General features: G+C 66.0%; 28 protein-coding genes and 1 tRNA gene. 19 read left to right on the top strand and 10 right to left on the bottom strand.

Features of this window, described 5'->3' with window-relative positions; all coding sequences use genetic code 11:
- The first annotated feature begins 3 nt into the window (after positions 1-3).
- Together A5724_RS27490 and A5724_RS27495 are read left to right on the top strand one after the other, a co-directional pair.
- Positions 4-1,074, top strand: a complete 1,071-nt coding sequence (locus A5724_RS27490; RefSeq protein ID WP_067809760.1) for a poly-gamma-glutamate hydrolase family protein — start codon at positions 4-6, stop codon at positions 1,072-1,074.
- Positions 1,074-2,159: a serine hydrolase gene (locus A5724_RS27495; RefSeq protein ID WP_232005002.1), complete on the top strand. Its 1,086-nt coding sequence runs from the start codon at positions 1,074-1,076 to the stop codon at positions 2,157-2,159. Before A5724_RS27490 ends, A5724_RS27495 begins: the two co-directional genes overlap by 1 nt.
- On the opposite strand, the gene A5724_RS27500 is transcribed toward A5724_RS27495, so the two are convergent.
- Positions 2,160-3,524, bottom strand: a complete 1,365-nt coding sequence (locus A5724_RS27500) for an APC family permease (protein ID WP_067809763.1) — start codon at positions 3,522-3,524, stop codon at positions 2,160-2,162.
- An 11-nt stretch (positions 3,525-3,535) separates the two neighbouring features.
- Positions 3,536-5,152, bottom strand: coding sequence for an amidohydrolase (locus A5724_RS27505; protein WP_067809988.1), 1,617 nt, complete (start codon positions 5,150-5,152; stop codon positions 3,536-3,538).
- Positions 5,153-5,213: 61 nt separating this feature from the next.
- On the opposite strand from A5724_RS27505, the gene A5724_RS27510 reads away from it, so the two are divergent.
- The 3 genes from A5724_RS27510 to A5724_RS27520 are packed head-to-tail and all read left to right on the top strand — an operon-like array spanning position 5,214 to position 7,257.
- Positions 5,214-5,969 (top strand): DUF1365 domain-containing protein, encoded by a 756-nt coding sequence (locus A5724_RS27510; protein ID WP_369830675.1) that lies wholly within the window; start codon positions 5,214-5,216, stop codon positions 5,967-5,969.
- Positions 5,970-5,983: 14 nt separating this feature from the next.
- A complete protein-coding gene (locus tag A5724_RS27515) occupies positions 5,984-6,547 on the top strand; it encodes a sigma-70 family RNA polymerase sigma factor (RefSeq protein WP_067809991.1) in 564 nt (187 codons plus the stop codon).
- A complete protein-coding gene (locus tag A5724_RS27520) occupies positions 6,544-7,257 on the top strand; it encodes an anti-sigma factor domain-containing protein (RefSeq protein ID WP_067809768.1) in 714 nt (237 codons plus the stop codon). Before A5724_RS27515 ends, A5724_RS27520 begins: the two co-directional genes overlap by 4 nt.
- Here the strand turns inward: A5724_RS27520 and A5724_RS27525 are convergent.
- On the bottom strand, positions 7,254-8,345 hold the full coding sequence (locus A5724_RS27525) for a glutamate--cysteine ligase (protein ID WP_067809770.1): 1,092 nt from the start codon (positions 8,343-8,345) through the stop codon (positions 7,254-7,256). The genes A5724_RS27520 and A5724_RS27525 overlap by 4 nt on opposite strands.
- 157 nt (positions 8,346-8,502) lie before the next feature.
- Here A5724_RS27525 and A5724_RS27530 point away from each other — a divergent pair, with 157 nt between their 5' ends.
- The 3 genes from A5724_RS27530 to A5724_RS27540 all read left to right on the top strand — a co-directional run bounded on the left by A5724_RS27530 (position 8,503) and on the right by A5724_RS27540 (position 9,805).
- Positions 8,503-9,327, top strand: coding sequence for an LLM class F420-dependent oxidoreductase (locus tag A5724_RS27530; protein ID WP_067809772.1), 825 nt, complete (start codon positions 8,503-8,505; stop codon positions 9,325-9,327).
- A 45-nt stretch (positions 9,328-9,372) separates the two neighbouring features.
- Positions 9,373-9,609 carry an ANTAR domain-containing protein gene (locus A5724_RS27535; protein WP_067809774.1) on the top strand — a complete coding sequence of 79 codons (237 nt, stop codon included), beginning with the start codon at positions 9,373-9,375 and terminating at the stop codon, positions 9,607-9,609.
- Positions 9,610-9,732: 123 nt separating this feature from the next.
- A tRNA-Arg gene (locus A5724_RS27540) sits at positions 9,733-9,805 on the top strand.
- A 358-nt stretch (positions 9,806-10,163) separates the two neighbouring features.
- Here the strand turns inward: A5724_RS27540 and A5724_RS33400 are convergent.
- The 4 genes from A5724_RS33400 to A5724_RS27560 form a co-directional block, all read right to left on the bottom strand.
- A complete protein-coding gene (locus A5724_RS33400; protein WP_082965311.1) occupies positions 10,164-10,715 on the bottom strand; it encodes a site-specific integrase in 552 nt (183 codons plus the stop codon).
- 174 nt (positions 10,716-10,889) lie between these two features.
- Positions 10,890-11,291: a nuclear transport factor 2 family protein gene (locus A5724_RS27550; protein WP_067809777.1), complete on the bottom strand. Its 402-nt coding sequence runs from the start codon at positions 11,289-11,291 to the stop codon at positions 10,890-10,892.
- Positions 11,292-11,456: 165 nt separating this feature from the next.
- Positions 11,457-11,918 carry a YkgB family protein gene (locus tag A5724_RS27555; RefSeq protein WP_067809779.1) on the bottom strand — a complete coding sequence of 154 codons (462 nt, stop codon included), beginning with the start codon at positions 11,916-11,918 and terminating at the stop codon, positions 11,457-11,459.
- A 1,050-nt stretch (positions 11,919-12,968) separates the two neighbouring features.
- The gene (locus A5724_RS27560) at positions 12,969-13,766 is read right to left on the bottom strand and encodes an SDR family NAD(P)-dependent oxidoreductase (RefSeq protein WP_067809993.1); all 798 of its coding nucleotides are present in this window, start codon (positions 13,764-13,766) and stop codon (positions 12,969-12,971) included.
- A 204-nt stretch (positions 13,767-13,970) separates the two neighbouring features.
- Between A5724_RS27560 and A5724_RS27565 the strand changes: the two genes are divergently transcribed.
- From A5724_RS27565 to speB, 3 genes are read left to right on the top strand one after another with little or no spacing between them, the layout of a single operon-like run.
- A complete protein-coding gene (locus A5724_RS27565) occupies positions 13,971-15,533 on the top strand; it encodes an ABC transporter substrate-binding protein (RefSeq protein ID WP_067809782.1) in 1,563 nt (520 codons plus the stop codon).
- The gene (locus A5724_RS27570) at positions 15,530-16,132 is read left to right on the top strand and encodes a TetR/AcrR family transcriptional regulator (protein WP_067809785.1); all 603 of its coding nucleotides are present in this window, start codon (positions 15,530-15,532) and stop codon (positions 16,130-16,132) included. Before A5724_RS27565 ends, A5724_RS27570 begins: the two co-directional genes overlap by 4 nt.
- 22 nt (positions 16,133-16,154) lie before the next feature.
- Positions 16,155-17,249 carry an agmatinase gene (gene speB, locus A5724_RS27575; protein ID WP_067809787.1) on the top strand — a complete coding sequence of 365 codons (1,095 nt, stop codon included), beginning with the start codon at positions 16,155-16,157 and terminating at the stop codon, positions 17,247-17,249.
- A 9-nt stretch (positions 17,250-17,258) separates the two neighbouring features.
- Here the strand turns inward: speB and A5724_RS27580 are convergent, their stop codons facing one another.
- On the bottom strand, positions 17,259-18,029 hold the full coding sequence (locus tag A5724_RS27580; RefSeq protein WP_067809996.1) for a class II aldolase/adducin family protein: 771 nt from the start codon (positions 18,027-18,029) through the stop codon (positions 17,259-17,261).
- Positions 18,030-18,118: 89 nt separating this feature from the next.
- Between A5724_RS27580 and A5724_RS27585 the strand changes: the two genes are divergently transcribed.
- The 4 genes from A5724_RS27585 to A5724_RS27600 all read left to right on the top strand — a co-directional run bounded on the left by A5724_RS27585 (position 18,119) and on the right by A5724_RS27600 (position 21,159).
- A complete protein-coding gene (locus A5724_RS27585) occupies positions 18,119-19,045 on the top strand; it encodes a D-2-hydroxyacid dehydrogenase (RefSeq protein WP_156752481.1) in 927 nt (308 codons plus the stop codon).
- Positions 19,046-19,177: 132 nt separating this feature from the next.
- The gene (locus A5724_RS34290; protein WP_067809791.1) at positions 19,178-19,825 is read left to right on the top strand and encodes a hypothetical protein; all 648 of its coding nucleotides are present in this window, start codon (positions 19,178-19,180) and stop codon (positions 19,823-19,825) included.
- Positions 19,826-19,915: 90 nt separating this feature from the next.
- On the top strand, positions 19,916-20,893 hold the full coding sequence (locus A5724_RS27595) for an esterase family protein (protein WP_067809793.1): 978 nt from the start codon (positions 19,916-19,918) through the stop codon (positions 20,891-20,893).
- 53 nt (positions 20,894-20,946) lie between these two features.
- Positions 20,947-21,159 carry a hypothetical protein gene (locus A5724_RS27600; protein ID WP_156752483.1) on the top strand — a complete coding sequence of 71 codons (213 nt, stop codon included), beginning with the start codon at positions 20,947-20,949 and terminating at the stop codon, positions 21,157-21,159.
- Here A5724_RS27600 and A5724_RS27605 read toward each other — a convergent pair.
- Both A5724_RS27605 and A5724_RS27610 read right to left on the bottom strand, forming a co-directional pair.
- Entirely contained in the window at positions 21,156-21,596 is a 441-nt protein-coding gene (locus tag A5724_RS27605; protein WP_067809798.1) for a hypothetical protein, read from the bottom strand. The genes A5724_RS27600 and A5724_RS27605 overlap by 4 nt on opposite strands.
- A gap of 70 nt (positions 21,597-21,666) precedes the next feature.
- Positions 21,667-22,356, bottom strand: a complete 690-nt coding sequence (locus A5724_RS27610) for a GAF and ANTAR domain-containing protein (protein ID WP_067809800.1) — start codon at positions 22,354-22,356, stop codon at positions 21,667-21,669.
- A gap of 200 nt (positions 22,357-22,556) precedes the next feature.
- On the opposite strand from A5724_RS27610, the gene A5724_RS27615 reads away from it, so the two are divergent.
- The 4 genes from A5724_RS27615 to A5724_RS27630 all read left to right on the top strand — a co-directional run bounded on the left by A5724_RS27615 (position 22,557) and on the right by A5724_RS27630 (position 26,715).
- Positions 22,557-23,774: an acetyl-CoA acetyltransferase gene (locus A5724_RS27615; RefSeq protein WP_067809802.1), complete on the top strand. Its 1,218-nt coding sequence runs from the start codon at positions 22,557-22,559 to the stop codon at positions 23,772-23,774.
- Positions 23,771-25,282: a carotenoid oxygenase family protein gene (locus A5724_RS27620; RefSeq protein ID WP_067809805.1), complete on the top strand. Its 1,512-nt coding sequence runs from the start codon at positions 23,771-23,773 to the stop codon at positions 25,280-25,282. Before A5724_RS27615 ends, A5724_RS27620 begins: the two co-directional genes overlap by 4 nt.
- Positions 25,283-25,314: 32 nt before the next feature.
- Positions 25,315-26,163, top strand: coding sequence for a helix-turn-helix domain-containing protein (locus A5724_RS27625; RefSeq protein ID WP_067810002.1), 849 nt, complete (start codon positions 25,315-25,317; stop codon positions 26,161-26,163).
- Between the two features lie 102 nt (positions 26,164-26,265).
- Entirely contained in the window at positions 26,266-26,715 is a 450-nt protein-coding gene (locus A5724_RS27630; protein WP_067809806.1) for an Hsp20/alpha crystallin family protein, read from the top strand.
- The last annotated feature ends 22 nt before the right edge of the window (positions 26,716-26,737 follow it).

Raw genomic sequence — 26,737 nt, forward strand, 5'->3', positions numbered from 1 at the left:
TCGATGCGTGCACGTCACAGCTACTTCGCGTACGGGTCCAACCTGTGCGTGCGGCAGATGGCGCAGCGATGCCCCGGCGCGGTCGACCCCAAGCCCGCGCTGCTCTCCGACCACGACTGGCTGATCAACGAGCGCGGCGTGGCCACCGTCGAACCGTTCGACGGATCACAGGTGCACGGTGTGGTGTGGCAGGTGACCGACCACGATCTGGCCACGCTGGACAGCGCCGAGGGCGTGCCGGTGCGGTATCGCCGTGACCGCCTGACCGTGCACACCGACGACGGTCCCGACGAAGCGTGGGTATACATCGACCACCGCGTCGATCCGGGCCCGCCGCGCCCTGGGTACCTGGAGCGCATCGTCGACGGTGCGATGCACCACGGCCTGCCCCACCGCTGGATCGAATTCCTGCGACGGTGGGACCCCGCGAACTGGCCCATGCGCATCGACATGCCGAGATCCGGGGCGCCACAGTCCCTTTCGGAGTTACTGGCCCACCCCGGCGTCATCGAGGACAGCACGCTGCGGTCCCGGTTCGGCTTTCTTGCCATCCACGGCGGCGGTCTCGAGCAGATGACCGACGTCATCGCCGAGCGGGCCGCTGACGGGGCCGACGCCTCGCTGTACGTGCTTCGGCATCCCGACGGGTATCCGCACCATTTGCCGTCGGCGCGGTACCGGGCCGAGGAGTCCGAACGGCTGGCGGAATTCCTCGACCACGTCGAGGTGGTGGTGTCGCTGCACGGGTACGGCCGGATCGGGCGCAGCACCCAACTGTTGGCGGGCGGCCGCAACCGGGACCTGGCCCAGCACCTGGCCCGCCACGTCGAGGTGCCCGGCTATCAGGTCGTCACGGACCTCTCCGAGATCCCACGCGAACTGCGCGGCCTGCACCCCGACAACCCGGTCAACCGGGTCCGCGGCGGCGGCACCCAACTGGAGTTGACGCCCAGGGTGCGCGGGATCAGCCCCCGAAGCGGGCTGCCGGGCGACGACGGCCTGAGCCCGGCGACGTCGAGGCTGGTGCAGGGCCTGATCGCGACCGCGCGGTCGTGGCAACTAACCTCGGCTTAGTGCGCATCCCCACGATCGCTGCCGCTCTTCTCGTTTCCGTCACCGCCGCATGCTCGCCACAGTCACCGGGGCTGCGCGACGCACTTGCGACAGCGGTGGAACGCGATCAACTGCCCGGCGGTGTGGCGGTCGTTCGTGAATACGACGACCTCACTCGAGGCTCGGCTGGGTATTCCGACGTCGACACGAACACGCGATTCGCGCCCCGCACCCACGTCCGGGCCGCGAGTATCACCAAAACCTTTGTCGCAGCAACAGTTCTGCAGCTGGTCGCCGAAGGCAAGGTCGACCTGGACACCTCGATCGAGACGTATCTGCCGGGCCGGATCCGCGGAAAGGGGATCGACGCCAACGCCACCACGGTCCGCCAACTGCTGCGCCATCAGAGCGGGCTGCCCGAATACTTCGACGCCAGCACGCCGATTCCCGCCGAGCCTGTCACCGCCGATCAACTTCTCGACGCCGCGCTGAAGCGGCCGCCGCAGTTCCCGCCAGGCACCGCGATGAAATACACCAACACCAATTACGTCATCGCAGGCCTGCTCATCGAAAAGCTGACCGGACATCCGGCCGCCGACGAGATCACCCGCCGAATCATCAGGCCGCTCGGCCTTTCCGACACCTACTTCCCATCGCCTGGTGACAACGGGCTACGCGCGCCCTTCGCTCACGGCTACGAATTGGTCGACGGAAAACGCAAGGACGTCACGACTTTCAACGCCTCGGCCGCCGGGATGGCCGGCTCGCTGGTGTCGACGAGCGAGGACACCTCGGCGTTCATCACCGCCCTGCTGGACGCCCGCGTCGTCGCATCACCGCAACTGCGCGAGATGATGACCACCGTCGACTGGAAAGACGCCGGACCCGGCTTCCACTACGGACTCGGCCTCACCGGCGTCGACCTCGACTGCGGCGTCAGGGTGTGGGCCCACGGCGGCGATATCGAGGGCTTCCACAGCCTGATGGCGAAAGGCTTTGGCGGACCCGCGGTTTCGGTGACATTCACCCAGAACCCGCCGGAGACGGAGTCGATGGCCAACGATCCGCGCGCCGCCGTGCTCAACGCCGTCTACTGCCCGGCGTAGTCACTCCTCCAACTCGAGCACAGGCGTGGGCCGCCGGAAGCCGCGCGTCATCCACAACAGCCACAGGAACCCGACGGCGAACCAGCACAAGCCGAACACAAGCGAATAGTTCGACAGGCTCGTCCACAACCACACGGTCAGGCCGAAACCGATCAGCGGGAGCACCATGTTGTTGACGAAGCCGCCACCACCGCGGTCGCCTGCGTCGACGAAGTAGTGCTTGATGACGGTGAGGTTGACCGCCGAAAAGGCTACCAGCGCGCCGAAACTGACGATAGATGCGAGCGCGTCGAGATGAGCCCAGATGGCGGCCAGCGAAACCACCGACACCACGAGAATCGCGTAGGTCGGGGTGGTGAACCTCGGCGGGATGTGCCCGAACACCCGTCGCGGCAGGATGCCGTCGCGGCCCATCGCGTACAGGATTCGGGCCACCGAAGCCTGCGAGGTGATCGCCGAGCCCAGCGCACCGGCGACGTAGGCCGCGGTGAAGAACGTCGACAGGAACTGGCCGCCCGCGGTTTTCATCACGTCGAGCGAGCCGGAGTCGACGTCGGCGAACTGGTTGGACGGGAACACCAACTGCGAGACGTACGACAGCAGGACGAACAGCAGCCCTGCGGTGACGGTGGCGATCATGATGGCGCGCGGCACGCTCCGCCTCGGCTCGTTGGCCTCTTCGGCCAGTGTCGACACCGCGTCGAAACCGAGGAACGACAGGCACAGAATGGCCGCGCCCGCGAGCACCGGTTGCATTCCGGGTGCGGTGCCGTCGCCGGTGAACGGCCCCGCCAGATTGACTGTGCCGCTGTGTGACAACGTGACGAAGGCGAGCACGAGAAACACCACGATGAACACTGCCTGCAGGGCGATGATCAGGAAGTTGGCCCGCGCCACCGAGACGATGCCGAGGATGTTGAGCACCGTGACGATGACGATCATCACGAGGACGAACACCCACGCCGGGATGGCGGGGATCGCGGCATTGAGGTAAATGCCGATGACCAGATAGTTCAGCATCGGCAGCAGCAGGTAGTCCAGTAGCAGCGACCACCCGGCCAGGAAGCCGATCGGGGCGCCGAACGTGCGCTGGGTGTACGCGTATGTCGAACCGGCGACCGGGTACGCGGCGGCCATCCGGGCGTACGACCGCGCCGTGAACACCATGGCCGCCAGGGTCACCAGATAAGAAACCGGTAGTCGGCCACCGCTTTCCTGGACGACGATCCCGTAGGTGGTGAACACCGTCAGCGGGACGATGTACACCAACCCGAACAGGACTAGCGACGGTACGCCGAGAACTCGACGCAGGTGACCTTCGCCCGGAGGGGCGACGGCTGGGGTATCGGACGACGCTGTCGACATGGCAATCCCTTTCAACCCGTGGCCGAGTAGACCGACCGACCTGACAGATACGTAGCCCGAATGCCGACGTCGGCCAGGCCCTCCGGCGGCGTCGTGCGCGGATCGGAGTCCAACCACACCAGATCGGCGCTCGCGCCGGGAGTGATTGTGCCCCAATGCCCTTCGGCGAACGCTTGGTTCGCGACGCCCGCAGTGTAAGCGCTCAGCGCGCGCTCGACGCCGAGGATCTCCTGCGGCGTCCAGCCGCCGCGCGACGCGGCGACCGCGATGCCGTCCAACGGCGCGCCCGAGGACACCGGCCAGTCCGAGCCGAACGCCAGCGGTGCACCCGACTCGTAGAGGCTGTGCATCCGGTACTGCTTGTCGCTGCGGTCGGGTCCCAGCCGCGGGATGGTCAGCTCCACCATCAGCGGGTCGAGTTGCGCCCACAGCGGTTGCATGTTGGGGATCACGCTCAGGGCGGCAAAGCGTTTCAGGTCGGCATCGTCGACCAGTTGCGCGTGCGCGATCACCGGCCGCCGGTCTTTCGGCCCGTTGACGGAGACGACGTATTCGATCGCATCGAGCGCCTGGCGCGCGGCGGCGTCGCCGATCGCGTGGATGTGAATCTGGAAACCGAGTTCGTCGACCGCGCGGGCGGCGTCGGAGAGGTTCTCCCACACCTGCATGCCCCTGTTGCTTCCCGGGTCGTCCCCCTGCCCTCCGTGGTTGTGAAGGCTCCCGCAATACGGCGCTAGCAACGCGCCGGTCTCGTTCTCGATCACCCCGTCGGCGAAGAACTTGACGGTGTTGGCGGTCAGCAACGGCGAGGCCGCGTCCTGCACGCGGCGGCGGGCGTCGACGAAGTGGTCGAGTTGCGCGTCGAAGTAGCGCGGGTCCGCGTAGAGGCCGAGGTTGAACCGGATTTCGAGCGCGCCCTGCCGGGCGGCGTCCAGATAGGTGTCGACGTCGGCGGGTTCGACCCAGGCATCCTGCACCCATGTCACGCCGCGGGCCTGGTAGTAGTGGGCAGCCGTTTGCAATGCCGCCACGCGGACCGCGGGATCGCGGGCGGGAACGATCTTGTGCACGAGGTCGACCGCACCCCACTCGCGCAATGTGCCCAGTGGCGTGCCGTCCTCGCGGCGCGGTATCTCGCCGAGCACCGGATCGGGCGTGTCCGCGGTGATGCCAGCCCGCTGCAGTGCGACGCTGTTACACCACACCGTGTGGTAGTCCCATGCACGCAAGACGACGGGCCGGTCCGGCACCGCGGCATCCAACCAGCGCGCGTCGAAAAGCCCGCCGGGCGCCATGCTGCTCTCATACGAGGCGCCGACGATCCACTCCTCGTCGGGATGGTCGGCGGCGTATCGCTTCACCTCGGCCACGATCTCGTCGACCGTCTGGCACGGTCGCACCTGCGGGCCCACCGCCTCGAGGCCGCCCGGCAGCGGGTGCGCATGCCCGTCGCCAAATGACGGCATCAGGAAGCCGCCGTCGAGGTCGATCTCCTCGGCGCCGCTGGCCTGCGCATGTGCGGCTTCGCCGATGGCTTGCACAACGCCGTCGGTGACCAGAAGCGCGTCGGAGGTCTCACCGCTCACGCCGGTCCAGATGGTCCCGCCACGGAAAAACGTCGAAGGCACCACGGGAACGTATCGCACCAATCCGCGCGCCGTGCGGTTCCGAATACTTGGCGTGGAGAGCTTGTCGCCCCCGGCGCTGTACCGGACCCGGGTCACTCATCTGCGCCGTGCGCCGACGCATCACTACTTCGAGCACCACAGCTATCACTGGTACGTCGACGTCGATGACCTGCCGCGCTTGCCGCGGTGGCTTCGGCCGTTTGCGCGGTTCCTGGCAACCGATCACCTCGACGGCGCGCCCGACGATTCGTTGCGTCAGCGCATCGACACCTTCCTTGCCACACACGGCGTCGACTCGCGCGATGGACGGATCACTGCGGTGATGGCCGCCCGCGTGCTCGGGTACGCGTTCAATCCGCTGACCCTGTACTGGTGTCACGACGCGAACGGTGCGGTGCGCCACGTCGTCGCCGAGGTGCACCACATGGCCGGAAGCAGGCACGCGTATTTGCTACCACCCGAACACGCCGCGATGGTGCGGAAGAAGGTCTGCGCTTCTCCGTTCACCGGCGTCGATGGCTACTACCTCGTCAGCGCACCGCTGCCGGACGGGGAACTCGACGTACGGATTTCGCTGCATCGCGAGAATCAGCCCGCTCTTGTGGCGACCCTGCGGGGCAGCAGGCGTCGCGCCGGTGTGGGCATGCTGCTGTGGCTGCAGGTGGCTGCGCCGCTTGCTCCGTTGATGGGCGCCTTGGGCTTTCGCGTCCAAACCATGATCCTGCGGCTGCGCGGAGTTCCGGCCGTACGGACAACCGAAAATCATTCTGGCTCGGGCAATTTCGCATCAACCGTAGCCAAATCCCGAATGTCGTGACGACATTGGCGCCGATGGCTAGGCTACCGCTCGTGACCACCGAACTCGACGCGTTGCTGCGCCAGGTGGCTCGCCGAGACGTCGATGCGTTCGCCACGTTTTACGACCGCACCCGGGCCAGGGTGTTCGGCCTGGTCACCCGTGTACTGCGGGATCCCGGGTACAGCGAGGAGACCACGCAGGAGATCTATCTGCAGGTGTGGCGCACCGCCGACAGTTACGACCCGGCCGCCGGGTCGCCGCTGGCGTGGTTGCTGACGTTGGCGCACCGGCGCGCGGTGGATCGGGTCCGGTCGGAGCAGGCGGCCAGCCAGCGCGAGTCGCGCTACGGCGCCGCGAACGTCGATCCGCCGTCGGACCAGGTGGCGGATTCGGTGATTCTGCTCGACGAGCGGCGGCAGGTGGCCGACTGTCTGGACTCGCTGACGGATGCGCAGCGCGAGTGCATTCAGCTCGCGTACTACAACGGATTGACGTATGTCCAAGTGTCAGAACGATTGTCGGCCAATCTCGCGACCATCAAGTCCCGGATGCGCGACGGCATCCGCAGCCTGCGCAAGTGTCTGGGGCTGGCATGACAGAGCCGACTGATCCTGACCTGATCGCGCTGGCGACGCCATACGCGTTGCACGCGGTGCCCGACGCCGAGCTTGCCGACATCGAGCAGCGGGTCGCGGCCGCTCCCCCGGAGGTCGCGGCGGCGTTCGCCGAAGAGGTCCGCGCCGTCAGGGAGGCCATGGCTGCGGTGTCGGCAGGCACCGCCGTCGAACCGCCCGACCAGTTGCGTGCACGCCTGCTGACCGAGGTGACCGGTGATCCGGTGCGCAGCATGAATCGGCGGCTCAAGCGTTGGCAGACCATCGGGCTGGCCGCGGCGGCCGCGGTGGTCATCGGCCTCGGCGCGCTGGGGATCGGGATCGCTCTGCAGCCGACACCGACACCGTCGACGGCGGAGCAGGTGTTCGCCGCCCCGGATGTGCGGACGGTGTCCGGCCAGATTCCCGGCGGCGGAACGGCGACCGTCGTGTTCTCCCGCGACGAGAACGCCGGTGTGCTGGTGATGAACAACGTCGCTCCGCCGAAGCCGGGGACGGTGTATCAGATGTGGCTGATCGACAACAAGGGGCCGAAGTCGGCGGGGACGATGGCCGCCGAGAATGTGGCACCGTCGACGACGGCGGTGCTGCCCGATCTCGGCGATTCGCAGATGCTGGCATTCACGGTTGAGCCGCCCGGCGGTTCGGCAGAGCCCACCGGCGCGCCGTTCGCCGAGCTGACGTTGACTTAAGACAACGTGGCGGCGGCCATCTCGGCGACGACGTCCGTGACGTCGTGCCGCCGGTTCCAGGCTCGTCGCTGTCGCATCGCGCCGTTGCCCTCATCGTCCAGTCGGGCCAGCGCCGAGGACACCATCTGGTAGTCGCCGACGTCTTCCAACGCTGGGCGGACGCGGTCGACCATGTGCTGCAACAGCTTTCGGGCAGGCATCGGCGCATGACTTTCGAGCAGGTCGATCGCCTGCCCTTCCAGGCCGTCGCGGGCCGACTTCCAGTAGGCGACCTTCAGCGCCTGCGGACTCAGCGGTGGGGTCGGTTCACCACGCCGTTCGTCGGCAAGGGCAGTCATCACGTTGGCCCGAATCAGGCTGGCCAGCAACACCGTTTCGCCCACCGTCGCGGGAACGTCGGCGACACGCACCTCGACGGTCGGGAACTTGGCCGACGGCCGCACGTCCCAATAGACCATGCCGTCGTCTAGCACCGCACCGGCTTGGCGCAGCATCCGCACCATCGCGTCGTACTCGTCGATGGAATCGAAATGCGGCGGCGGCCCTGCGCTTGGCCACCGCGCCCACACGATGCTGCGCCAACTGGCGTAGCCGGTGTCGGAGTCGCGGTACACCGCCGAGTTCGCGGTCAGGGCGAGCAACAACGGCAGCCACGGACGGAGCCGGTTGGTGACCCTGATCGCCAGCTCGCGGCTGGGCACGGCGACGTGCACGTGGGCACCGCAGATGCCTTCTTCGGCGATGCGGCCGAACTTCGCGGCGATCTCGCGGTATCGCGGGGTGTCGGTGATCGGGAACCCGTGCGGTCGTTTCGGGGGCAGGGCGGCGGCGAGCAGTTGCGCCCCTGCGGCGTCGGCGGCTTCGCCGGCGATCCGCCGCAGCCGGGTGAGCTCGTGCAGCAGTTGGCCGCTGTCGCTGACGACTTCGCTCGTGGTCTCGACCTGACAGCTGGTCAGCTCGAGCTGCAGCTTGACGCCTCGGTCGGCGGCGTGGCCGGCGACAGCCTCGTTCGCGGCGACGGGTGCACCGGTCGCCGGGTCGACGAGAAGAAACTCTTCTTCGACGCCGAAGGTGGGATGAGTGGCCATGGTCAAGATATTGATCCGGCCCGTCGGATATCTCACGACGGGCCGGATCGGGCGGTAAGTCCTTCTGGGTGTGGACCTCGGGGGTCAAGGTCGGCGGATCTATATTGCCCACTGGCAGCGCTGGCCAAACATCACTGGCGGCTGCTTACATCGACGCATGGTCAACGACTTCCGGTTCGGTGTAGGTCTGCACGACGCCAGGACGCGGGCGAAGGTCCAGGGCGCCGCTCGGCTCGCCGAAGAGCTCGGCTACGACGTGCTGCACGTGCCCGATCACCTCGGCGCGCCCGCACCGTTTCCGGTCCTGATGTCGGCGGCCGCGGTCACGAGCACGCTGCGGCTCGGAACGTTCGTCCTCAACGCAGGTTTCTACAAGCCTGCGCTACTGGCCCGCGACGTCGGCGCGGTGCGCGACCTCACCGAGGGCCGGTTCGAGCTGGGGCTGGGCACCGGATATGTGCGCGAGGAGTTCGAGGCGGCCGAGCTGCCGTACCCGAGCGCACGCGAGCGGGTCGACCACATGCTGCACGTCATCGAGTACATGCGCGAGCACCTGCCCGATGTGCCGATCTTGATCGCGGGCAACGGTGATCGGGTGCTGACCATCGCCGCGAAGCAGGCCGACATCCTCGGCCTCACTGGGGGCGACCGCGCGGCGACCGAGTCCGACGACCCGCTGGCCGAACGGATCGGCTTCGTCCGCAACGCCGCGCCCGAGCGGTTCGACACGCTCGAGTTGAACCTGGCCGTCATCGCGATGCCGATCGATGAGTCGGGGATGCCGGATTTGACGATCCCCCGCCAGTTCCTGCCGCATCTGAGTGACGAGGAGTTGCTGCGGCATCCGGGTGTGCTGTCCGGGTCGACGCAGGACATGGCCGACCGGATCCGGAGCTACCGCGACGACTACGGAATCAGCTACATCATCGTGCAGGCGCCGCATGCGGAGGTATTCGCGAAGGTCATCGCGGAACTGCGCTGAGTCGGGATGTTTTGATCATGTGCCCGCGGGGAACGGCAGTCGGTCATGGACGACGACGCCAGGGCGCTGGCACGCGCCGAAGGGGTGCTGATCGCGTTGCGGCGCTGTTCGGTCGACGCCGCCTTCGAGGAGCTCGTGACCGCGTCGAAGCGGCACCGGGTGCCGACGTTGTCGATCGCGGCGGCGTTGGTGGCGTTGGCTCAGGATGCGGCGGGTGACGACGACGCGACGGCCGCCGCCCGCTACGAGTGGGGCGCGCTGCTGGAGAGGGTGGCGCCATGATCAAGGCGTTCGCGTGCTGGGTCCGGGCGCGGTACCCGAAGTGGGCGACGGCACGCTGGCACCTCGCATTGGCTGCGCTGTGCGGGCGTGACGAAGGGCTACCGGTAAGCTCCAGCGGGTCACGCCCTCGTAGCTCAGGGGATAGAGCACGGCTCTCCTAAAGCCGGTGTCGCAGGTTCGAATCCTGCCGGGGGCACAGGTCAGACATGGTATTTAGCCATACTTTGTAACACGATCCATCGTTTATTCATCGTTTAGGAGGGCGGTCTCGCCGGCTGCTGTGCGGAACCGGCGAGACCTAGGTTCGAGTGAAAGCCGGCTTCCACCCGAGCCATGAGGAGCATCTACCCCCTCGCATTTTCTGGAAACGGCTCTCTAACAGTGCGGTCCAATAGTTCCGCCACGGCGGTGTGGACGGGAGATGTCGTAGTCGCGGGCGACGTCGCTTTTGCTGCGACCTTCCCGTACGACCGCGGTGATGACGAGCTGCGCCTTCGGCATGGCCGACCTCCCGGCTTAACGAGGTGTCAACTATGTCTCGAGACAGCTGCCAACTATGTCCTGAAATCAGACACTGCCGGGGGCACTTGCGTTTTTGCACGTGAGGGCCGATTAGCGGCCATATGTCTGCGCGGCTCGACTTGGTTTGGTCGGTGCTTGGTCGGTGGTTGTTTGGCATCAGATGGCGCGCGCTGGCTCGCGATAGTCCGTTGCGCCGCCGCGTTGAGTCGGGAAGCGATGTCGTCCAGATCTGTCGGAAACAGGCCCGCATCGTGGTTGAGCGTCGTCGCCGCAGATTCGTGGCCGAGAAGGCGCGCGACGGCGACGACTGATGCACCTTCCTGGATGGCCAGCGATGCCGCGGTGTCCCGCAAGTTATGCGGAGTGATTTCGACTGCCAGCGCCTCGACCGCGGAATCAAAGACGTCGCGTCGCCAGTTACGGTTACGCAAGGGCGTACCGGTCACGGGAGGAAAAACCAACCGATCGGGACTTGCCTGTGACTGGGATTTGTAGTCTGCAAGTTCCGCCGGTGTGATCCTTGGCGGCGCGTATATGCGCCGCAGTGTTTTCTCGACGACTCTCGCCAGCTTGGCACCCCGCATGGACGGCCATTGCTCACCTACGAGCGACTAGAACCGATCGCGCCGTCTCACGAGTCATACGCGGACCGTAGCCACGGCTATACCGCGGTTCTGGGATTTACAGCGGCTTTGACACATGCTGTCGATGGCGGTCGACACTGCGTCGACCAACGACGGGGGTCGGTACGCGACAACTTATGCCGGGACGAGGCGCAACGGCTGAAGCCCCATTTTCTTGGCGAATATTTGCTGGATGAGCACCGCGGAGGTAAGCGGCTGCCATGCCACCTCGATGCTGTCGATCAGACCGTTCTCGTCCAGGTGCAGGTGCTCGTTTCCTTTGATCGTGGTGCCATCACGGGTGAAGGTGAAGAATACGGCCACATCCCGTCCCGATGAAATCGTGAGGTTGACCTCGAGGGTCTCGATCGTCTCGATGAACCCAGAGAGGATTTTGACGACCGTTTCTTTCCCTGCCGTGGGCTCAGGGTAGATCGGACCGGTGAGAACGATGTCTTCGGACAGGTGCGGGACGATGCCGACCTTGTCCCTGCCGCTCAAGGCCTTGAAGTATTCGTCTACATGAGTCGTGTCCATTGCTTCCACTCCTTTGAGAGATGTCGATCGCGGACCGGCTCCTTCGGGACCTTCGGGTTCACCGTCGCGATCGGGCTCACGGTGACCGCGGGGCTGATCAACCTGATCTGGATGCCCCTGACAGCCGTTACCTGCAACGGGGTTCCTCGCGGCAGCGGTAAGGTGTCAGTCTTTCTTGGCGACTGGTGCTGGCTTGCGGGTTGCGACGATGGCGTCGGCGAGCAGCCATAGCGCCAAGCCGAGGTTCGCGATGTCCTTCATCAGGAACCCTCCGTCGGCGGACAACACGGGGAACCCACCGGCGGCCGTCTCGCCGATGCCGGGGGTGGTGATCATGAAACTCAGCGTGGTCAGGAAGAACAGCGAGGCTGCTATGCCACCCACCACGGAGGCCTTTGGGAACCACGGCTTGAGCGCCAGCAGTGCTGCTACGATCAGCTCGATTGATCCGTTCAATCGACCGAACGCGTCGATGGACATGATGTTGTACACCCAGCTCATAAGAGGGCTGTTGGCGACCCAGTGTGAAATACCATGCGCCTCATAGGAACTGAACTTCATGGCGCCGAACCAGGCTATGACGATGACCAAGCCGTACCGTGCGGCGAGTGGCGCGACAGCGGCCATTCGCGAGGTTAGCTCATCGGCGATGTCGTCTGCAGTCCTATCGTGAAGCATGCGGGTCTCCGTTCGAATTGTGTTGCGCCGCCGCAGTCCAGCCGACGAACCTCTGTCTCCGTGCACACAGAAGGTCCATGTTCCGTGCGCCCGCTCGCGACTGCAGGCAGCGACCACTATCGGCGCACAGCGGGTGAGTTGTCCTCCGCCGGCTGTACATTTCACCCGGGTGAGATCCGGCGGGGAAGAGACTGCGCGGCGACTGCTGCACTGTTGTGGCCGGCGGTCAAAAGGTCACGGGTCACAAGGCGTCGGTAACCTGGTACATCCTTAGCTCGCCACGTGCGGTGATGTGAGCTGCGGGGGCGCTCCCCCCGGCGGGGTCGGCGAGCAGATCACGTAGGTGCTTTCGGCCGCGGGTGAGTCTGGAACAGATCGTTCGTCGCGCGGCTGGGTCTGCAGTGGCTCGGTGACGGTCCATCGAAATCGTCTGGCGCGCGCACCTCAGCGTGTTCCGGCCTCACGGATTCGACGTCACCTTCGTCGAAGAACCGCCATCACCGTAGCCGCCCGCAGTCTCGACCGCGTTGGGGGCAGCCGCCAAGCACTAGTCACCCGATCCCGGTGTGCACGGTTACCGCGGTCTTCGAGATAGATTGCAGCCCAGACTATTTGGGCTATCACGTCGGCGTGACACCAGCAGATCGCTACTCCTCTGGTCTGCCAACATGTTTTAGGCAGCGGTCGCCTGCAATGATTGCGCTGGATTGTAGGGTGACTCGATTTGCGCCAACCACCGGAAATTCAGTGCGCCGTTTCGGCGGACGAGAGCGGAAGGTCCAAGGCGGCGCACGCACCCCCATGTCCCATCGCTTATTCATCGTTTTCAATTGGGAACTGCCGAGAATTGTGAAATTAGTTGAGGCTGCCGTACGCATGAAAGAGATTGCGCCGCAGTCCCTTGCGAGTTGTTATGGCAACCGCTGAGATTTGCCACCTGGTAAAGCCGGTGTCGCAGGTTCGAGTCCTAACGGGGGCACCCCTCTGACCTTCGGTTATTCAGTCGCCGGTTTTCACGCTGGCAATGGAGTTGCCGCCGTCGATCGTCAACGTCGTGCCAGTCACGTACGACGCGCCGGGGGCCGCCAGGAAAGCGATGCCGGCGGCGACTTCGGCCGCCGTCGCCGACCGGCCCACCGGCGTGGCATTGCCTGCGGCGACCTCCGACGGCAGTTGCGCGGCCGTCGCGATCCAACCGGGTAGCACCACGTTGGCCGTCACGCCGTCCGCCGCATAGTCGACCGCGACCGAGCGGGTCATCCCCAGCATCGCCGCCTTGGCGCTGTGATAACCGACGTCGCCGGTGTAGGCAGTGAGCGCGCCGGCCGTCGACGCCACATTCACGATGCGCCCGTAACCCCGCTTCACCATCCCCGGCAACGCCGCCCTGGTGACGAAGAACGCGCTGTCCAGATTGCGCCGCAGGGCCAACGCCCACTCGTCGTCAGTCATCACCATCACCGGGTTGGGCTGCTCGGGGATGTTCACCGACGCCAGGCCGGCGTTGTTGACCAGGATGTCGACTTTGCCGAACGTCGCCTCGGTCGCCTCCACCAACTCGCGCGCGGCGTCGGGATCCATCAGATCGGCCGTATGCGACTGCGCGGCGATGCCCTCCTGCCGTAGTTCCTCGGCGCGCACGTCCGCCCGGTCGGTGGTTCCCGTGACCATCACCGATGCGCCGAGCTGCCCCAGCAGGCGGGCCGACGCAAACCCGATGCCAAGATCACTGCTCGATCCCGTGACGAGGGCGACCTGGCCGGTCAGGTCGAATGCGCCTGGCACCGTTGTCGACATTGTCTTGTTTCCCTTCATATTTCGCCTAGCCCCTCCACTTAGCGTAGAACCCGGGCGCCGTCGCTTCTAGGTCAGCCGACCAAAACTTGGACGCTCGTACAAACTTGTAACTGCCGTGTCACACCGCCGAAACGCGACGTGCCGACACTCATTCGCAACCCGGGCAGTCGGGCCGAAAAGCACTCACGCGCAGGAGCTCTGAGCATGAACCTCAAGTCCGGTCTGGCAACGCTTGCTGTCGCCGGCCTGCTGTTGACCGGCACGGCATGCTCGGGAAGTAGCAACATACCCACCGACAACGCGGCCCTGCGTTCATCGGTGCGTACTCCCCTGCTGAGCGACCCACCCCCGCTGGACCCCGATACGTTCTATCAGCCGGAAGGTCTGTTGATCATGACCTCGGCGTATCAGGGTCTGCTCCGCTACGCGCCCGGCACGACAAAGATCGACGGCCTGCTTGCGACCAAGTGGACCCCCTCCCCCGACGGGCTGACCTACACGTTCGCGCTGCGGCCCGCGGTGAAATTCGCCGACGGAACGCCGTTCGACTCCGCCGCGGCCAAGGCCAGCTTCCAACGCCGAATCGACATGGCGGCCGGGCCGTCCTACATGCTCGCCGATGTCACGGACATGCAGACGCCGGACCCGCAGACGTTTGTGGTGCACCTGAAGAAACCCGTTGCGCCGTTCCTCGACTACCTGGCCTCGCCGTACGGGCCGCTGATGAGCAGTCCCACCGCCGTCGCGCAGCACGCCGCAGGCAACGACCACGCATCCGCATGGCTGGCCTCACATACCGCGGGCACAGGTCCGTACGAACTGACCGAAGCCGTTTCGGCGAGCCATTACACGTTGAGCGCCAACAAGAATTACTGGGGTCCCGCACCGCAGATCACCACCGTCACCCTTCCGGTCATGACGGCCACCGCTGTGCAGCGTCTCCAACTGAGCACCGGCCAACTCGACATGATCCTTCACGGACTGTCGAAAGGCGACTACGAGGAACTGGCCAAGGGCCCAAACACCGAAGTGCTGCAGCAGAATGCGTTGGTCAAGGCGCTCATCATGGTCAACCCCGACTCGAAGGTGTTCGGGCCACTGCCGGCCCGAGCAGCACTCAGCGCCGGACTGGACCAAACCGCCCTGACTACAACGGTATTCGGTGCGCAGGGCTCGCCGTCCACGCAGTTCTACCCGACCGGCATGATGCCCGACGGCGCTGTGCCCGACCAGCACCACTTCGACCCGTCCAAACTGGCGGCCCTTGGCAGCAAGGGCGGTGCCGTGGAAATCGGCTACCCGACCGGGGACAGCGCCCTGCAAAACTTGGCCAACCAGATCCAAGTGATCCTTCAGCAGGCCGGCCTGACCTCCACCATCCGCGACTTCCCCTCGGCGCAGTTCTTCGCTCTGACCGAACATCCCGAGCAGCGCCCAGACCTACTCCTCGCGTCGTGGAACCCCGACGCCGCGCACCCCGACACCTGGTCGCGGATCTATCAATACACGAACGCACCGGTCAACCTGCAGGGCTGCTCGGTGCCGGAGGCGGACAAGTTGTTGGACGAGGGCAGTGCCGAACCCGACGCCGCGAAATCCCAAGCCCTCTACGTGGAAGCGGCCAAGGCCTACCGCGACTCGCTGTGCTGGGTGAACATCGCCGACCTGCACAACACCGTCGCCACCCGCAAGGGGTACACCGACTGGCAAGGTCAGCCGGCCTGGATGTGGGACACCGACTTCTCCTCCCTCAAGTATCAGGGATGACCGGACACACTGCGCGTGGCGTGCAGCGCCGTACCGAAATCATCGACGCGGCAATCGCGGTCATGGCGCAAGTCGGGCTGGCCGGGCTGTCGATGCGCGTCATAGCGAACGAGGCGCAAATCCCGCTCGGCGCGTTGACCTACTACTTCGAGGACAAGGCCGACCTGGTTGCGCAGGCTTTCCAACAACTCTCCGACCGCGAGATCGACCGCGTCGTCCGCACGGTCGGCCAGTTACAACCCTCGATGCCCGCGGAGCAACTCGCAGACCTGGTGGCGGACATGATCATCGATGGCTTCACCTCCCCACAGGGCGCCATCGTCACCCGCTACGAACTTCTCACCGAAGCCAGCCGCGACGAACGGCTACGCCCCATGTTCGAGGCGTGGTACACGGCCATGGTGCCTGCGCTGAGCCGACTGTTCCGAGAGTTGGGCTCGCGCCAACCCGAACTGGACTCCCGCACCATCTTGGCGGTGATGGCCGGTTTGGAGATCGACAACCTCTACCGCCCACCCGGACCGGTGGACAAGCGGCGAATCCGCGCCACCCTCCGACACGCATTCCGCGCAGTGACCGCTCTGCACGACCACGCATAACCGACCACCGAAAGCAGAATCCATGGCATTCACCGGCTTTGGCCCGGACATCACCTTCCTCGGCGTGCCCCGCTGCGATCTCGACGACCCGTCGACATACGCCGACGCCGACATCGTCATCCTCGGGGCGCCCCTGGACAGCGGGACCAACTATCGCTCCGGAACGCGTTTCGGTCCATCGGCCCTAAGGCAAGCCTGCTACCTGCCGCAGAACGGTTCCCGGCCGAGCTTGGCTCTGCGCGTCGACGGACTCAAGGACCTGCGGGTCTATGACGCCGGCGACGTCGAGTTCTACAACGGAAACATCGACCATGCCGTCCAATTGATCGAGGCCGACGTCCACAGGATCGCCGCGTCGGGCGCCATCCCGATCATCTTGGGCGGCGATCACACCATCGCGTGGCCCGACCACACCGGCGTGGCACGCCACCACGGCTTCGGCAAGGTGTCGATGATTCACTTCGACGCACACGCCGACACCGGCGACATCCACCTGGGTTCCCTTGTAGGACACGGCACCCCGATGCGACGGCTGATCGAATCCGGTGCGTTACGCGGTGACCGGTTCCTACAACTGGGGTTGCGTGGCTACTGGCCCGACGAACCGGTCCTGCAGTGGATGGCCGCTCACGGCCTGCGCTCATATGAGATGACCGAGATCGTCGCTCGCGGCCTGGAACCCTGCCTGACCGAAGCCTTCGAGATCGCCACGTCGGATTGCGACGGCGTGTTCCTGTCAGTGGACATCGACGTGTGCGATCCCGGCCACGCGCCTGGCACCGGAACTCCTGAACCAGGCGGCTTTTCGGCTCGCCAACTGCTCGACGCGGTCCGGCGGATCTGCTATGAACTCCCGGTGCTCGGGATCGACGTCGTCGAGGTGTCTCCGCCTTACGACCACGCCGACATCACCGCGCTGCTCGGGAATCGCGTGGTGCTGGAGGTGGTTTCGGCGATCGCGCGGCGCAGGAAAGACAAGTCACAAGGCACCACCTGGGATCCGCGGCAACCGTTGCTGGAGGGCCGGATGGTCGACGAGCAACTGCGACTGATCGCCGAGGGCGAGGAGGCGCGTCGTCGCGGCGTGGGAACACCACGACCACACCACCACCACTAGAACTGGCGGCTACCGCCCCGCCACGCTGGCGTCGGACAGGTAACTGCGCTGCGCCCACTGGAATACCTGCCACGCGGCGACCTCGTCGAAGTCGTCGTGCACCCGCCTGGCCCAGTCAGGCCCGATCGGGCAACCGTCAGCAGCCTTCACCTGCACCTCGGCGCAGCGCTCCATCAGCAGGAAGAAGCCGACCGCAGCGTCGATGGTGGCGCCCACCGTCAGCAACCCGTGGTTGCGCAGGATCGCGGCACGGGCGCCGCCGATCGCGGCCGCAATCCGCTTGCCGCCGTCGGTCGACCCGATGTTGACTTCTTCGTCGTCGAAGATCTCGTGATCCTCGAAGAACGCACACGCTTCCTGTGAAATCGGTTGGAGTCTCGTGACTTTCGCTGAGAACGGCGTGCCGTAGGGTGTGTGGCAATGCGCGGCCGAGATGATGTCCGGCCTGGCCTCGTGGATCGGATGGTGAATGTAGTACGCCGCCATGTTGATGAAGCCGCCGCCCTCGACGGTGCCGTCGGGGCGGACGAGCACGAGGTCGTCGGTGGTCATGTACCGGAAGGGCGCACCGTAGCGGCCAAGCCAGAAGCAGTCGGGGCGCTCGGGGTCACGCGCCGAGATGTGGCCGTCCCCGAGGGAACCCCAGCCCATCGCGCCAAATACCCGATACGCCAGCGCGAGCCTGCGTTTGCGGTGGGCGCGCAGTTCGGCGGGATCGGTGATCTCGGGCTCGTAAGCCGCGGGATCGAGGAATTCGCGATCAGTTGCCGGTTCACCCATGGCGACCATTTCTGTAGTAGTCAGCGACATATTGCTTTTCGATACAATATCGAATTCGCCTGTGACCGTCCGAGTTGAGTGGAGCCGCTGTGCCCGAACGTCCCCGCGTCCTCGTCCTGGTCGAGCCGGACCCCGACGTGCCGCCGCCTCCACTGCACCTCATCCCCGACGACGTCGAGGTGATCCAAATCGACTCCGCTCCAACGGATGACGATCTGGCCGGGGCGTCCGTGCTGTACATCTGGGACCACCGCTTCGCCGACCTCGCCCGGTTGCTGCGCCGCACCGACGAAGTGCGCTGGGTGCACGCGGCGTCGGTCGGAGTGAACAGGCTGATCTGCCCCGAACTGGGCAACGTCACGCTCACCAACTCGCGCGGTGTGTTCGACACGTCGATCTCCGAATGGGTGCTCGCGGCGGTGCTCGCACACGTCAAGGGGATGGCCGAGTCCTGGGCGTTGCAACGGGAGCACACATGGCGGTACCGCACGACGGGACGACTGGCAGGCACCCGCGCGGCCGTGGTTGGCACCGGTTCGATCGGACGGGCCATCGCCGACCGCCTGACCCGCCTCGACGTCCATGTCACGTTGGTCGGCCGCAACACCGACCTCGTCGCGGTGGCCGCCGACGTCGACGTGCTGGTGCTGGCGGTCCCGCTCACCCCTGCCACCACAGCGCTGGTCGGGGCCGAGGTGCTCGACGCGCTCGGACCGCGCGGATTCCTCGTCAACGTCGGCCGCGGACCCACCGTCGTGGAGTCCGACCTCGTCGATGCGCTACAGGCGGGCGCCCTGGCAGGCGCGGCTCTGGACGTGTTCGAGGTGGAGCCGCTGCCCGCCGACTCGCCGCTGTGGTCCATTCCGAATGTGTTTGTGTCACCCCACATGTCGGGCGACTACGTCGGTTTCGAGGTCGACCTGATGAAGGTTTTCACCGACAACCTCCGGCGCTGGCTCCGCGGCGAGCCGCTGCACAACGTCGTCGACACGGCCGTCGGCTACGTGCCCCGCTGAGCGGACGACAAATCAGGGCGGTGTCGTTGTATGGCATGTGCAACCCCTGACCGCGAAATTGCGGGACCATGGAGTTGACGCCCAGCGGTCTGGCGCCCCAGGCCGAAAAGCGACATGTAAGTAGAGATACCGATGTCTGTCCCGCGACCGCATGACCGACCAATACGTATCCCCGAGGCGCCTGACGACGCCCTGGAAACCTTCACTTTGCGGTTACCGCAGTGGCGCATCTTCGCGCTGTTTCGCCGTAGCCCACTGATACGCGTCAGCGACCGGATCGAAGCGCTGGTGATGGTGGTGGCCGTCATGGCGTCGCTGCTCGTCATCCCGGTCGCCGCCGCGGTCGGCACCGCGGTCTACGACGCGCGACGCGAGATCTACGCCGAGCAGCACCTCACCCGCCGCCTCGTCCCCGCGACGATCACCAGCAGCGCTGCGGCCCCGACCGTCTCGCGAGCCAGCTCCGGCGTGGTCGCGGTCCAGTGGTTCGACGCCGGTGCCGAACACACCGGCGTGATCGCCGCGCACAAGGTGACCAAACTCGGCGAGGAGGTCGCGGTCTGGCTCGACGACAATGGCGCGCTCACCGACGAACCCACCCCGACCAGCCAGGCCGCACCCGACGCGGTGACGTTCGCGTTGTTCATCTGGGCCGGGGTCACAGCTGTCGCTGCAGCACTATGGGCCGGTACCCGTGCGGTGTGTGACCACGCGCGCGCGGGAAAATGGGAGCACACCATCGACATTCTGTTCGGCCGCGACGCCGGCCCGCGAAGCTGAGCTGAGAGATGACTGGCAGTTGCGTTCGAGCTCCCGCATAAAACGCCATGAGCCGGATGAGGCGACAGCTCAGCGGCGTTCACCCAGGGTGTGAAGAGACGGCAATGGCGAACGAGGATATCTGGTAAGCGGCTGACGATCGCCACGTTGGCGGCATCACTGATCTGGGCGGCTGTTTCCGTTCTCGGCAGCGTCGGCACCGCGTCAGCGTTCTCCCGGCCCGGCCTTCCCGTCGAGTACCTGGAGGTGCCGTCGGCGGCCATGGGACGCGACATCAAAGTGCAGTTCCAGGGCGGCGGCACGCACGCCGTCTACTTGCTCGACGGCCTTCGCGCCCAAGACGATTACAACGGCTGGGACATCAACACCCCCGCGTTCGAGTGGTACAACGGCTCGGGTCTATCGGTCGTGATGCCGGTCGGCGGAGAGTCCAGCTTCTACTCGGACTGGTATCAGCCCGCTGTCGGTAACGGCACGACGCAGACCTACAAGTGGGAGACGTTCCTGACGCAGGAACTGCCCGCCTGGCTGTCGGCCAACAAGGGCATCAGCTCGAGCCGCAACGCCGTGGTCGGGTTGTCGATGTCGGGATCCGCCTCGCTGATCCTGGCCGCGTACCATCCGCAGAACTTCATCTACGCGGGCTCGTTGTCGGGCTTCCTGCATCTGTCTGACGGCATCTGGCCCACGCTCGTCGGTGTCGCGATGAACGATGCAGGCGGCTTCAAGGCGGACGCGATGTGGGGGCCGGGCAGCGACCCGGCGTGGGCCCGCAACGATCCGACCCTTCAGGTCGGCAAGCTCGTCGCGAACCACACCCGGCTATGGATCTACGCCGGCAACGGGACGGCGTCTGATCTCGGCGGGGCCAACCTGCCCGCGGAGTTCCTGGAGAACATGCTGCACCAGAGCAACGTCGACTTCCAGAACGACTACCAGGCTGCCGGCGGCAACAATGCGACGTTCAACTTCCCGCCGAACGGCACCCACGACTGGCCGTACTGGGGTGCGCAACTGCAGGCCATGGAGCCGGATCTGCAGCGCGTGCTCGGTGCCAGCGGCACATAGTTGGGATCGGTAGCGTCCGTCGGCTTCTTCACTCGGGAGCTATGACTCACAACATGAAGAAGACTACCGCCAAGGTGCTGATGACCGGCGCGGTCGCGATGGCAGGCCTTGGTCTGGCGTCGGGCACCGCGCACGCCTTCGACCCGCAACCCGACCCGCCGAGCAATCCGCGCGTCACGGCGGTGAACCCGCAGAAGGCGTTCGGCGACGGCAGCGTCCGGATGGGCGACGGCAGCGTCCGGACCGGCACCCAGGCCAGTGGCTAACGCAGCGCAGCGGGGTCCGCGGAGACGTAGCAGCGGCGGGTATTCGTCATGACCAACACCTCGCCGACGGCTGCCTGGTCGACGTCGGGAAACTCGAACAACCGCAACTCGCCCGGAGTCAACAGGGCTCGTTGAGACCGGTCGCTGCCCGCCTTCGTCCGGACCAAGACGGTCACCGGCGCGGTGTCGTCGCTCCAATGCGTCACGACGATCCCGGTGCCGAACGGGTTCGAACCCCAGGCATCGGCGATCGGGCACTGAGGGTCGCCGTCGGCGTTCGGCATGGCCGCGGGCGCGGCGATCGGTGCGGCAACCGCGACGGAGCTGGGTTTCGATGCCTTGGTCGCAACCGTCGGCGCGGACTCCTGCGCGACACCGCAGGCCACTGCGGCGACGGTGGCAGCGCCAGCCGCGAACGCAGGAATCCAGACGTGCACAAGGCCCCCCTCGCATCCGTCCCCGACACGAGATACTTACCCTTTTACACCGCCGTCAATCCGCTCGGCGCTATTTTTCGCCGCGAGTTTCGATGACGCGTTCCGCGACGTCGGTCAGCCTGGTGTTGCTGTCCTGTGACAGCCTGCGCAACATCTCGAACGCCTGCACGTCGTCGATGCCGAAGCGCTCCATGATGATGCCCTTGGCCTGGCCGATGCGGTCCCTGGTGGACAGCGCCGACTGCAACTGCTCGCCGTGGCTGCTGGCCATGATCGCCGCCGCCGCGTGCGCGGCGAGGATGACGCCCGTGGTCTCGTCCTCGGCGGTGAAAGCGTGTGCGCTCTTGGCGAACAAGTTCAAAGCGCCTGCGGTGCGCGCGGTTGTGTAGAGCTTGAGCGACAAGCCGCTCAAGACCCCCAGCTCCACCGCGGCGGCGGAGTACTTCGGCCAGCGTTCCTCGCTGCGGAAGTCCCCAGTCCGCACGATCACTTCATCGAGCGCGGCATCCCTGCACGGTCCCTCGTTGAATCTCATCTGCAACTCGTCCAGTTGAACGGGCAGGTCGGAGGTGTCGGCGACGGATCGGAACTTACCGCCCCCTCCGATCAGCAGGATCCCGGCGGCGTCCGCCCCCGGCATCAACTCCAACGCCGTGGCCGTCACGTCGTTGAGCACCTCGTCGACGCTTCGTGGCGCCGCGGACGCACGCGCGAGTTCAGCCATTCGGCGAGCCAGTTCGTAATTTCGCGGCGTACTCATCCGTTCAGCGTTCCCGTTGCCTTCTTGGCCTACGCATTCACGTTTGTCATTCCGCCCAGTGGGCAATGCCCCAATGCAGGCGGGCGCAATGGTCGACCGTGGTGCCCGCTGAGGTCTCGTCGGTTCAGACCGGGAGCCGGCGGGGCCGCCTCGCTGCAAATCGGCACAGTCACTCTCTTAGTTGTAGTACGGTGCCGGCTATGGGTATTCCCTGCGTCTGGATCCTTGGCGGCTACCAAACCGACTTCGCCCGCAATTGGACACGCGAAGGGCGCGACTTCGCCGGTCTGACCGCGGAGGTCGTGCAGCACACGCTCGCCTCGGCGGAGATCGACGCCGGGGACATCGAAGTCGTCCATGTCGCCAATGCGTTTGGCGAGATGTTCGCCCGACAGGGTCACCTCGGCGCGATGCCCGCCAGCGTCAACGACGCCTTGTGGGACACGCCCGCATCCCGCCACGAGGCGGCGTGCGCGTCCGGCAGTGTCGCGACCCTGGCCGCGATGGCGGATCTGCGGTCTGGTGCTTACCGCACCGCACTCGTGATCGGCGTCGAACTGGAGAAGACGGTGCCCGGTGACACCGCAGCCCAACATCTCAGCGCCGCCGCGTGGACCAATCATGAGGGCAACGACGCAAAATTCATGTGGCCGTACATGTTCGACCGTGTCGCCGAGGAATACGACCGCCGGTACGGCCTCGACGATGCGCATCTGCGTGCCATCGCGACGCTGAACTTCGGCAACGCGCGCGCCAATCCGAATGCGCAGACCCGCAATTGGACGGTGCCGCACCCGTTGGCCGCCGACGACGCCAACCCGCCGGTGGAGGGACGGCTGCGCCGGTTCGACTGCAGCCAGATGACCGACGGCGGGGCAGGCATCGTCCTGGTGACCGACGACTACCTGCGCGACCATCCGGATGCGCGGCCGATCGGCCGGATCGACGGTTGGGGCCACCGCACCGTGGGACTCGGCCTGCAACAGAAGCTCGACCGCGCGGCCGACGACCCCTACATCCTTCCCCACGTGCGGTCGGCGGTGCTGGACGCATTCGGCCGCGCTCACGTCACGCTCGACGACGTTGACGGTTTCGAGGTGCACGACTGCTTCACGCCCAGCGAGTACCTGGCCATCGACCACCTCGGGCTGACTGGGCCGGGCGAATCATGGAAGGCCATCGAGAACAACGAGATCGGGCTGGGCGGGCGGCTGCCGATCAATCCGAGCGGCGGGCTGATCGGCGGCGGTCATCCGGTCGGAGCATCCGGGATTCGCATGCTCGTCGACGCGGCCAAACAGGTCAGCGGCGCCGCCGGTGATTACCAAGTCGAGGGCGCGAAGACGTTCGGCACCCTGAACTTCGGCGGCAGCACCGCGACCACCGTCAGCTTCGTCGTGGCGGGAGGCCCGCGATGAACACGGAGATCGTCGGCAAGTTCCTGTCGACGCTGCCAGAGGACGACGATCACCCCTACCGCACCGGCCCCTGGCGTCCGCAGACCACCGAATGGGACGCCGACGATCTGACCGTGGTGCAGGGCGAACTTCCGACGGACCTCGACGGGGTCTACCTGCGCAACACCGAGAATCCGCTGCACCCCGCCCTGAAGGCGTACCATCCGTTCGACGGCGACGGCATGCTGCATGTCGTCGGGTTCCGCGACGGAAAGGCCTTCTACCGCAACCGCTTTGTCCGCACGGACGGCCTCATCGCGGAGAACGAAGCAGGCGGTCCGCTGTGGCCCGGCCTGGCTGAACCGGTGTCGCTGTCGAGGCGGGACCGCGGCTGGGGGGCGCGCGGGTTGATGAAGGACGCGTCGAGCACCGACGTCACCGTGCACCGCGGGGTGGCATTGACGAGCTTCTATCAATGCGGCGATCTCTACCGCCTCGACCCGTACACGGGCGACACGCTCGGCAAGGAGGAGTGGAACGGCGCCTTCCCGTTCGACTGGGGCGTGTCGGCGCATCCCAAGGTCGACGACGCCACCGGCGAACTGCTGTTCTTCAACTACAGCAAGCAGGCGCCGTACATGCACTACGGCGTGGTTGACGAGAACAAGGACCTCGTGCACTACGTCGACGTGCCGCTGCCCGGCCCGCGACTCCCCCACGACATGGCGTTCACCGAGAACTACGTGATACTCAACGACTTTCCGTTGTTCTGGGATCCCGCCCTGTTGGAGCGCAACGCGCATGTGGCACGGTTCCATCGCGATATGCCGTCGCGATTCGCGATTGTCCCCCGCCGGGGCGACACCATCCGGTGGTTCGAGGCGGAGCCGACGTTCGTGCTGCACTTCACCAACGCCTACGACGACGGCGACTGGGTCGTGCTGGACGGCTTCTTCCAGGGCGATCCGGAACCGGCCGACAACGGCATGGGTAACAAGTGGGAGCGGGCATTTCGCTTCCTCGCGTTGGACCGGATGCAGGCGCGGATGCACCGGTGGCGCTTCAACCTCGTCACAGGGCAGGTGTCTGAAGAACAACTGTCGGACAGCATCACCGAGTTCGGCATGATCAACTCCGGTTACGCCGGAACGCCGTACCGTTATGCGTATGCGGCGACCGGCAAGCCGTCCTGGTTCCTGTTCGACGGTCTGGTCAAACACGATCTGCACACCGGCGCCGAAGAGCGGTTCGCTTTCGGCGACGGCGTCTACGGCAGCGAAACAGCGATGGCGCCGCGGGTCGGCAGCACAGGTGAGGACGACGGCTATCTGGTCACGCTGACCACCGACATGATCGCCGACGCCTCGTACTGCCTGGTGTTCGACGCTGCCAGAGTCAGTGACGGCCCGGTGTGCAAACTGGCGCTGCCGGAGCGTATTTCGAGTGGGACTCACTCCACCTGGGCGCCGGGTTCGCAGCTGCGCCGGTGGCGCGAGGCCGACTCCGCGGCGGCCGCGATCGGGCTGTAGTGGAGCGGCCCGAGCCCAACGCCGTCGCCCAGATGCTCGGACTGCTCGGCGACGAGTGGACGCTGCTGGTGGTTCAGCAGGCGTTGCTCGGCGCGACACGGTTCGCGGAATTCAAGGCGCGGCTTCCGATCTCGAATTCGGTGCTGACGCGCCGGCTGCAGGCGCTCACCCGCGACGGCCTGCTGGACCGCCGCGAATACCAGACCAACCCCACCCGTGCCGAATACCTGGTGACGCCGCGCAGCCGGTCGCTGTGGCCGGTGCTGCTGTCGATCTGGCAGTGGGAGCGCCGCTGGGTGCCAGACCACGCCGAGACGCTGCCCAGCATGCGGCACCTGGCCTGCGGAGCGGACTTCAGCCCGCTGATCGTGTGCCGCGCATGCGGTGACGGCGTCAGCGACAAAGACGTTGTCGCGCAATGGGGCCCGAGCGGTTCGTGGCCGCGGTCGATTCCCGTCGCGTCGACACGGCGCCGGTCCGATCAGCGCGACGCCGCGGGTGTGTTTCCACAGACGATGAGCGTGCTGGGCAACCGCTGGGGCTTCGCGCTTCTGGTCGCGGCGTTCGTCGGAATGAGCCGCTTCACGGACTTCCAGAACCAACTCGCCGCCCCGCCGGCATCCATCGCCGACAGGCTGTCGATCTTCACCGCGAACGACGTGCTTGTCTGCGCCGAAGGCCGGTACCGGCTCACCGAGAAGGGCCGCGCCCTGTTTGCTGTGCTGGTATTGGGGCTGCAGTGGGCGCAACGGTGGTTCCCGTCGCGAGAAGGTCCGGCGGTAGTGGTGACGCACACCGGCTGCGGCGACCGGTTCACGGGGGTGCTCCGCTGCGACCAGTGTGCGCAGCGATTGACAGGTGCCCAGGTGGGAGCAATTTAGGGGCTAGCACTCTTGCATTGAGAGTGCTAGCCTGGGGGTGCACAGTGATTTGGCTGCCCGCCAGGGTGGCGGGCTCTGAGGCGACTTAGGAGGTGGATTGCTGTGCTGCGCTTCGACCCGTTCAGTGACCTTGATGCCTTGACCCGGAGCTTGCTGACGAACCAGGCCGGATCAAGTCGTACCCCGCGGTTCATGCCGATGGATCTGTGCAAGATCGAGGATCATTACCTGCTGACGGCCGACCTACCGGGCGTCGATCCGGGTTCCGTCGACGTCAGCGTCGACAACGGCACGCTGACCATCACCGCACACCGCACCGCCCGATCCGAGGACTCTGTCCAGTGGTTGGCCAACGAGAGGTTCTTCGGCTCCTACCGCAGGCAGTTGTCGCTCGGCGAAGGCATTGACGCATCGGCGATCTCGGCGACTTACGAGAACGGGGTGCTGACCGTCACCATCCCGCTGGCCGAACGCGCCAAGCCTCGCAAGATCGACGTCGCCCACGGTGGCGGCAGGAAGTCGATCGAGCCGACGACCGTCGAATCCGAGTAACTGACGCGCGGCCTCGAGACTG

This window comes from Mycobacterium sp. ACS1612 (assembly GCF_001667505.1).
Classification (GTDB): Bacteria; Actinomycetota; Actinomycetes; order Mycobacteriales; family Mycobacteriaceae; genus Mycobacterium.

Bases quoted from the DNA above. Each gene is read 5' to 3' on its own strand.
- A5724_RS27490 (WP_067809760.1), top strand. From the start codon at position 4: ATGCGTGCACGTCACAGCTACTTCGCGTACGGGTCCAACCTGTGCGTG.
- A5724_RS27500 (WP_067809763.1), bottom strand. From the start codon at position 3,524: ATGTCGACAGCGTCGTCCGATACCCCAGCCGTCGCCCCTCCGGGCGAA.
- A5724_RS27515 (WP_067809991.1), top strand. From the start codon at position 5,984: ATGGCTAGGCTACCGCTCGTGACCACCGAACTCGACGCGTTGCTGCGC.
- A5724_RS27520 (WP_067809768.1), top strand. From the start codon at position 6,544: ATGACAGAGCCGACTGATCCTGACCTGATCGCGCTGGCGACGCCATAC.
- A5724_RS27525 (WP_067809770.1), bottom strand. From the start codon at position 8,345: ATGGCCACTCATCCCACCTTCGGCGTCGAAGAAGAGTTTCTTCTCGTC.
- A5724_RS27530 (WP_067809772.1), top strand. From the start codon at position 8,503: ATGGTCAACGACTTCCGGTTCGGTGTAGGTCTGCACGACGCCAGGACG.
- A5724_RS27535 (WP_067809774.1), top strand. From the start codon at position 9,373: ATGGACGACGACGCCAGGGCGCTGGCACGCGCCGAAGGGGTGCTGATC.
- A5724_RS33400 (WP_082965311.1), bottom strand. From the start codon at position 10,715: ATGCGGGGTGCCAAGCTGGCGAGAGTCGTCGAGAAAACACTGCGGCGC.
- A5724_RS27550 (WP_067809777.1), bottom strand. From the start codon at position 11,291: ATGGACACGACTCATGTAGACGAATACTTCAAGGCCTTGAGCGGCAGG.
- A5724_RS27555 (WP_067809779.1), bottom strand. From the start codon at position 11,918: ATGGCCGCTGTCGCGCCACTCGCCGCACGGTACGGCTTGGTCATCGTC.
- A5724_RS27560 (WP_067809993.1), bottom strand. From the start codon at position 13,766: ATGTCGACAACGGTGCCAGGCGCATTCGACCTGACCGGCCAGGTCGCC.
- A5724_RS27565 (WP_067809782.1), top strand. From the start codon at position 13,971: ATGAACCTCAAGTCCGGTCTGGCAACGCTTGCTGTCGCCGGCCTGCTG.
- A5724_RS27570 (WP_067809785.1), top strand. From the start codon at position 15,530: ATGACCGGACACACTGCGCGTGGCGTGCAGCGCCGTACCGAAATCATC.
- speB (WP_067809787.1), top strand. From the start codon at position 16,155: ATGGCATTCACCGGCTTTGGCCCGGACATCACCTTCCTCGGCGTGCCC.
- A5724_RS27580 (WP_067809996.1), bottom strand. From the start codon at position 18,029: ATGGGTGAACCGGCAACTGATCGCGAATTCCTCGATCCCGCGGCTTAC.
- A5724_RS34290 (WP_067809791.1), top strand. From the start codon at position 19,178: ATGTCTGTCCCGCGACCGCATGACCGACCAATACGTATCCCCGAGGCG.
- A5724_RS27600 (WP_156752483.1), top strand. From the start codon at position 20,947: ATGAAGAAGACTACCGCCAAGGTGCTGATGACCGGCGCGGTCGCGATG.
- A5724_RS27610 (WP_067809800.1), bottom strand. From the start codon at position 22,356: ATGAGTACGCCGCGAAATTACGAACTGGCTCGCCGAATGGCTGAACTC.
- A5724_RS27615 (WP_067809802.1), top strand. From the start codon at position 22,557: ATGGGTATTCCCTGCGTCTGGATCCTTGGCGGCTACCAAACCGACTTC.
- A5724_RS27620 (WP_067809805.1), top strand. From the start codon at position 23,771: ATGAACACGGAGATCGTCGGCAAGTTCCTGTCGACGCTGCCAGAGGAC.
- A5724_RS27625 (WP_067810002.1), top strand. From the start codon at position 25,315: ATGCTCGGACTGCTCGGCGACGAGTGGACGCTGCTGGTGGTTCAGCAG.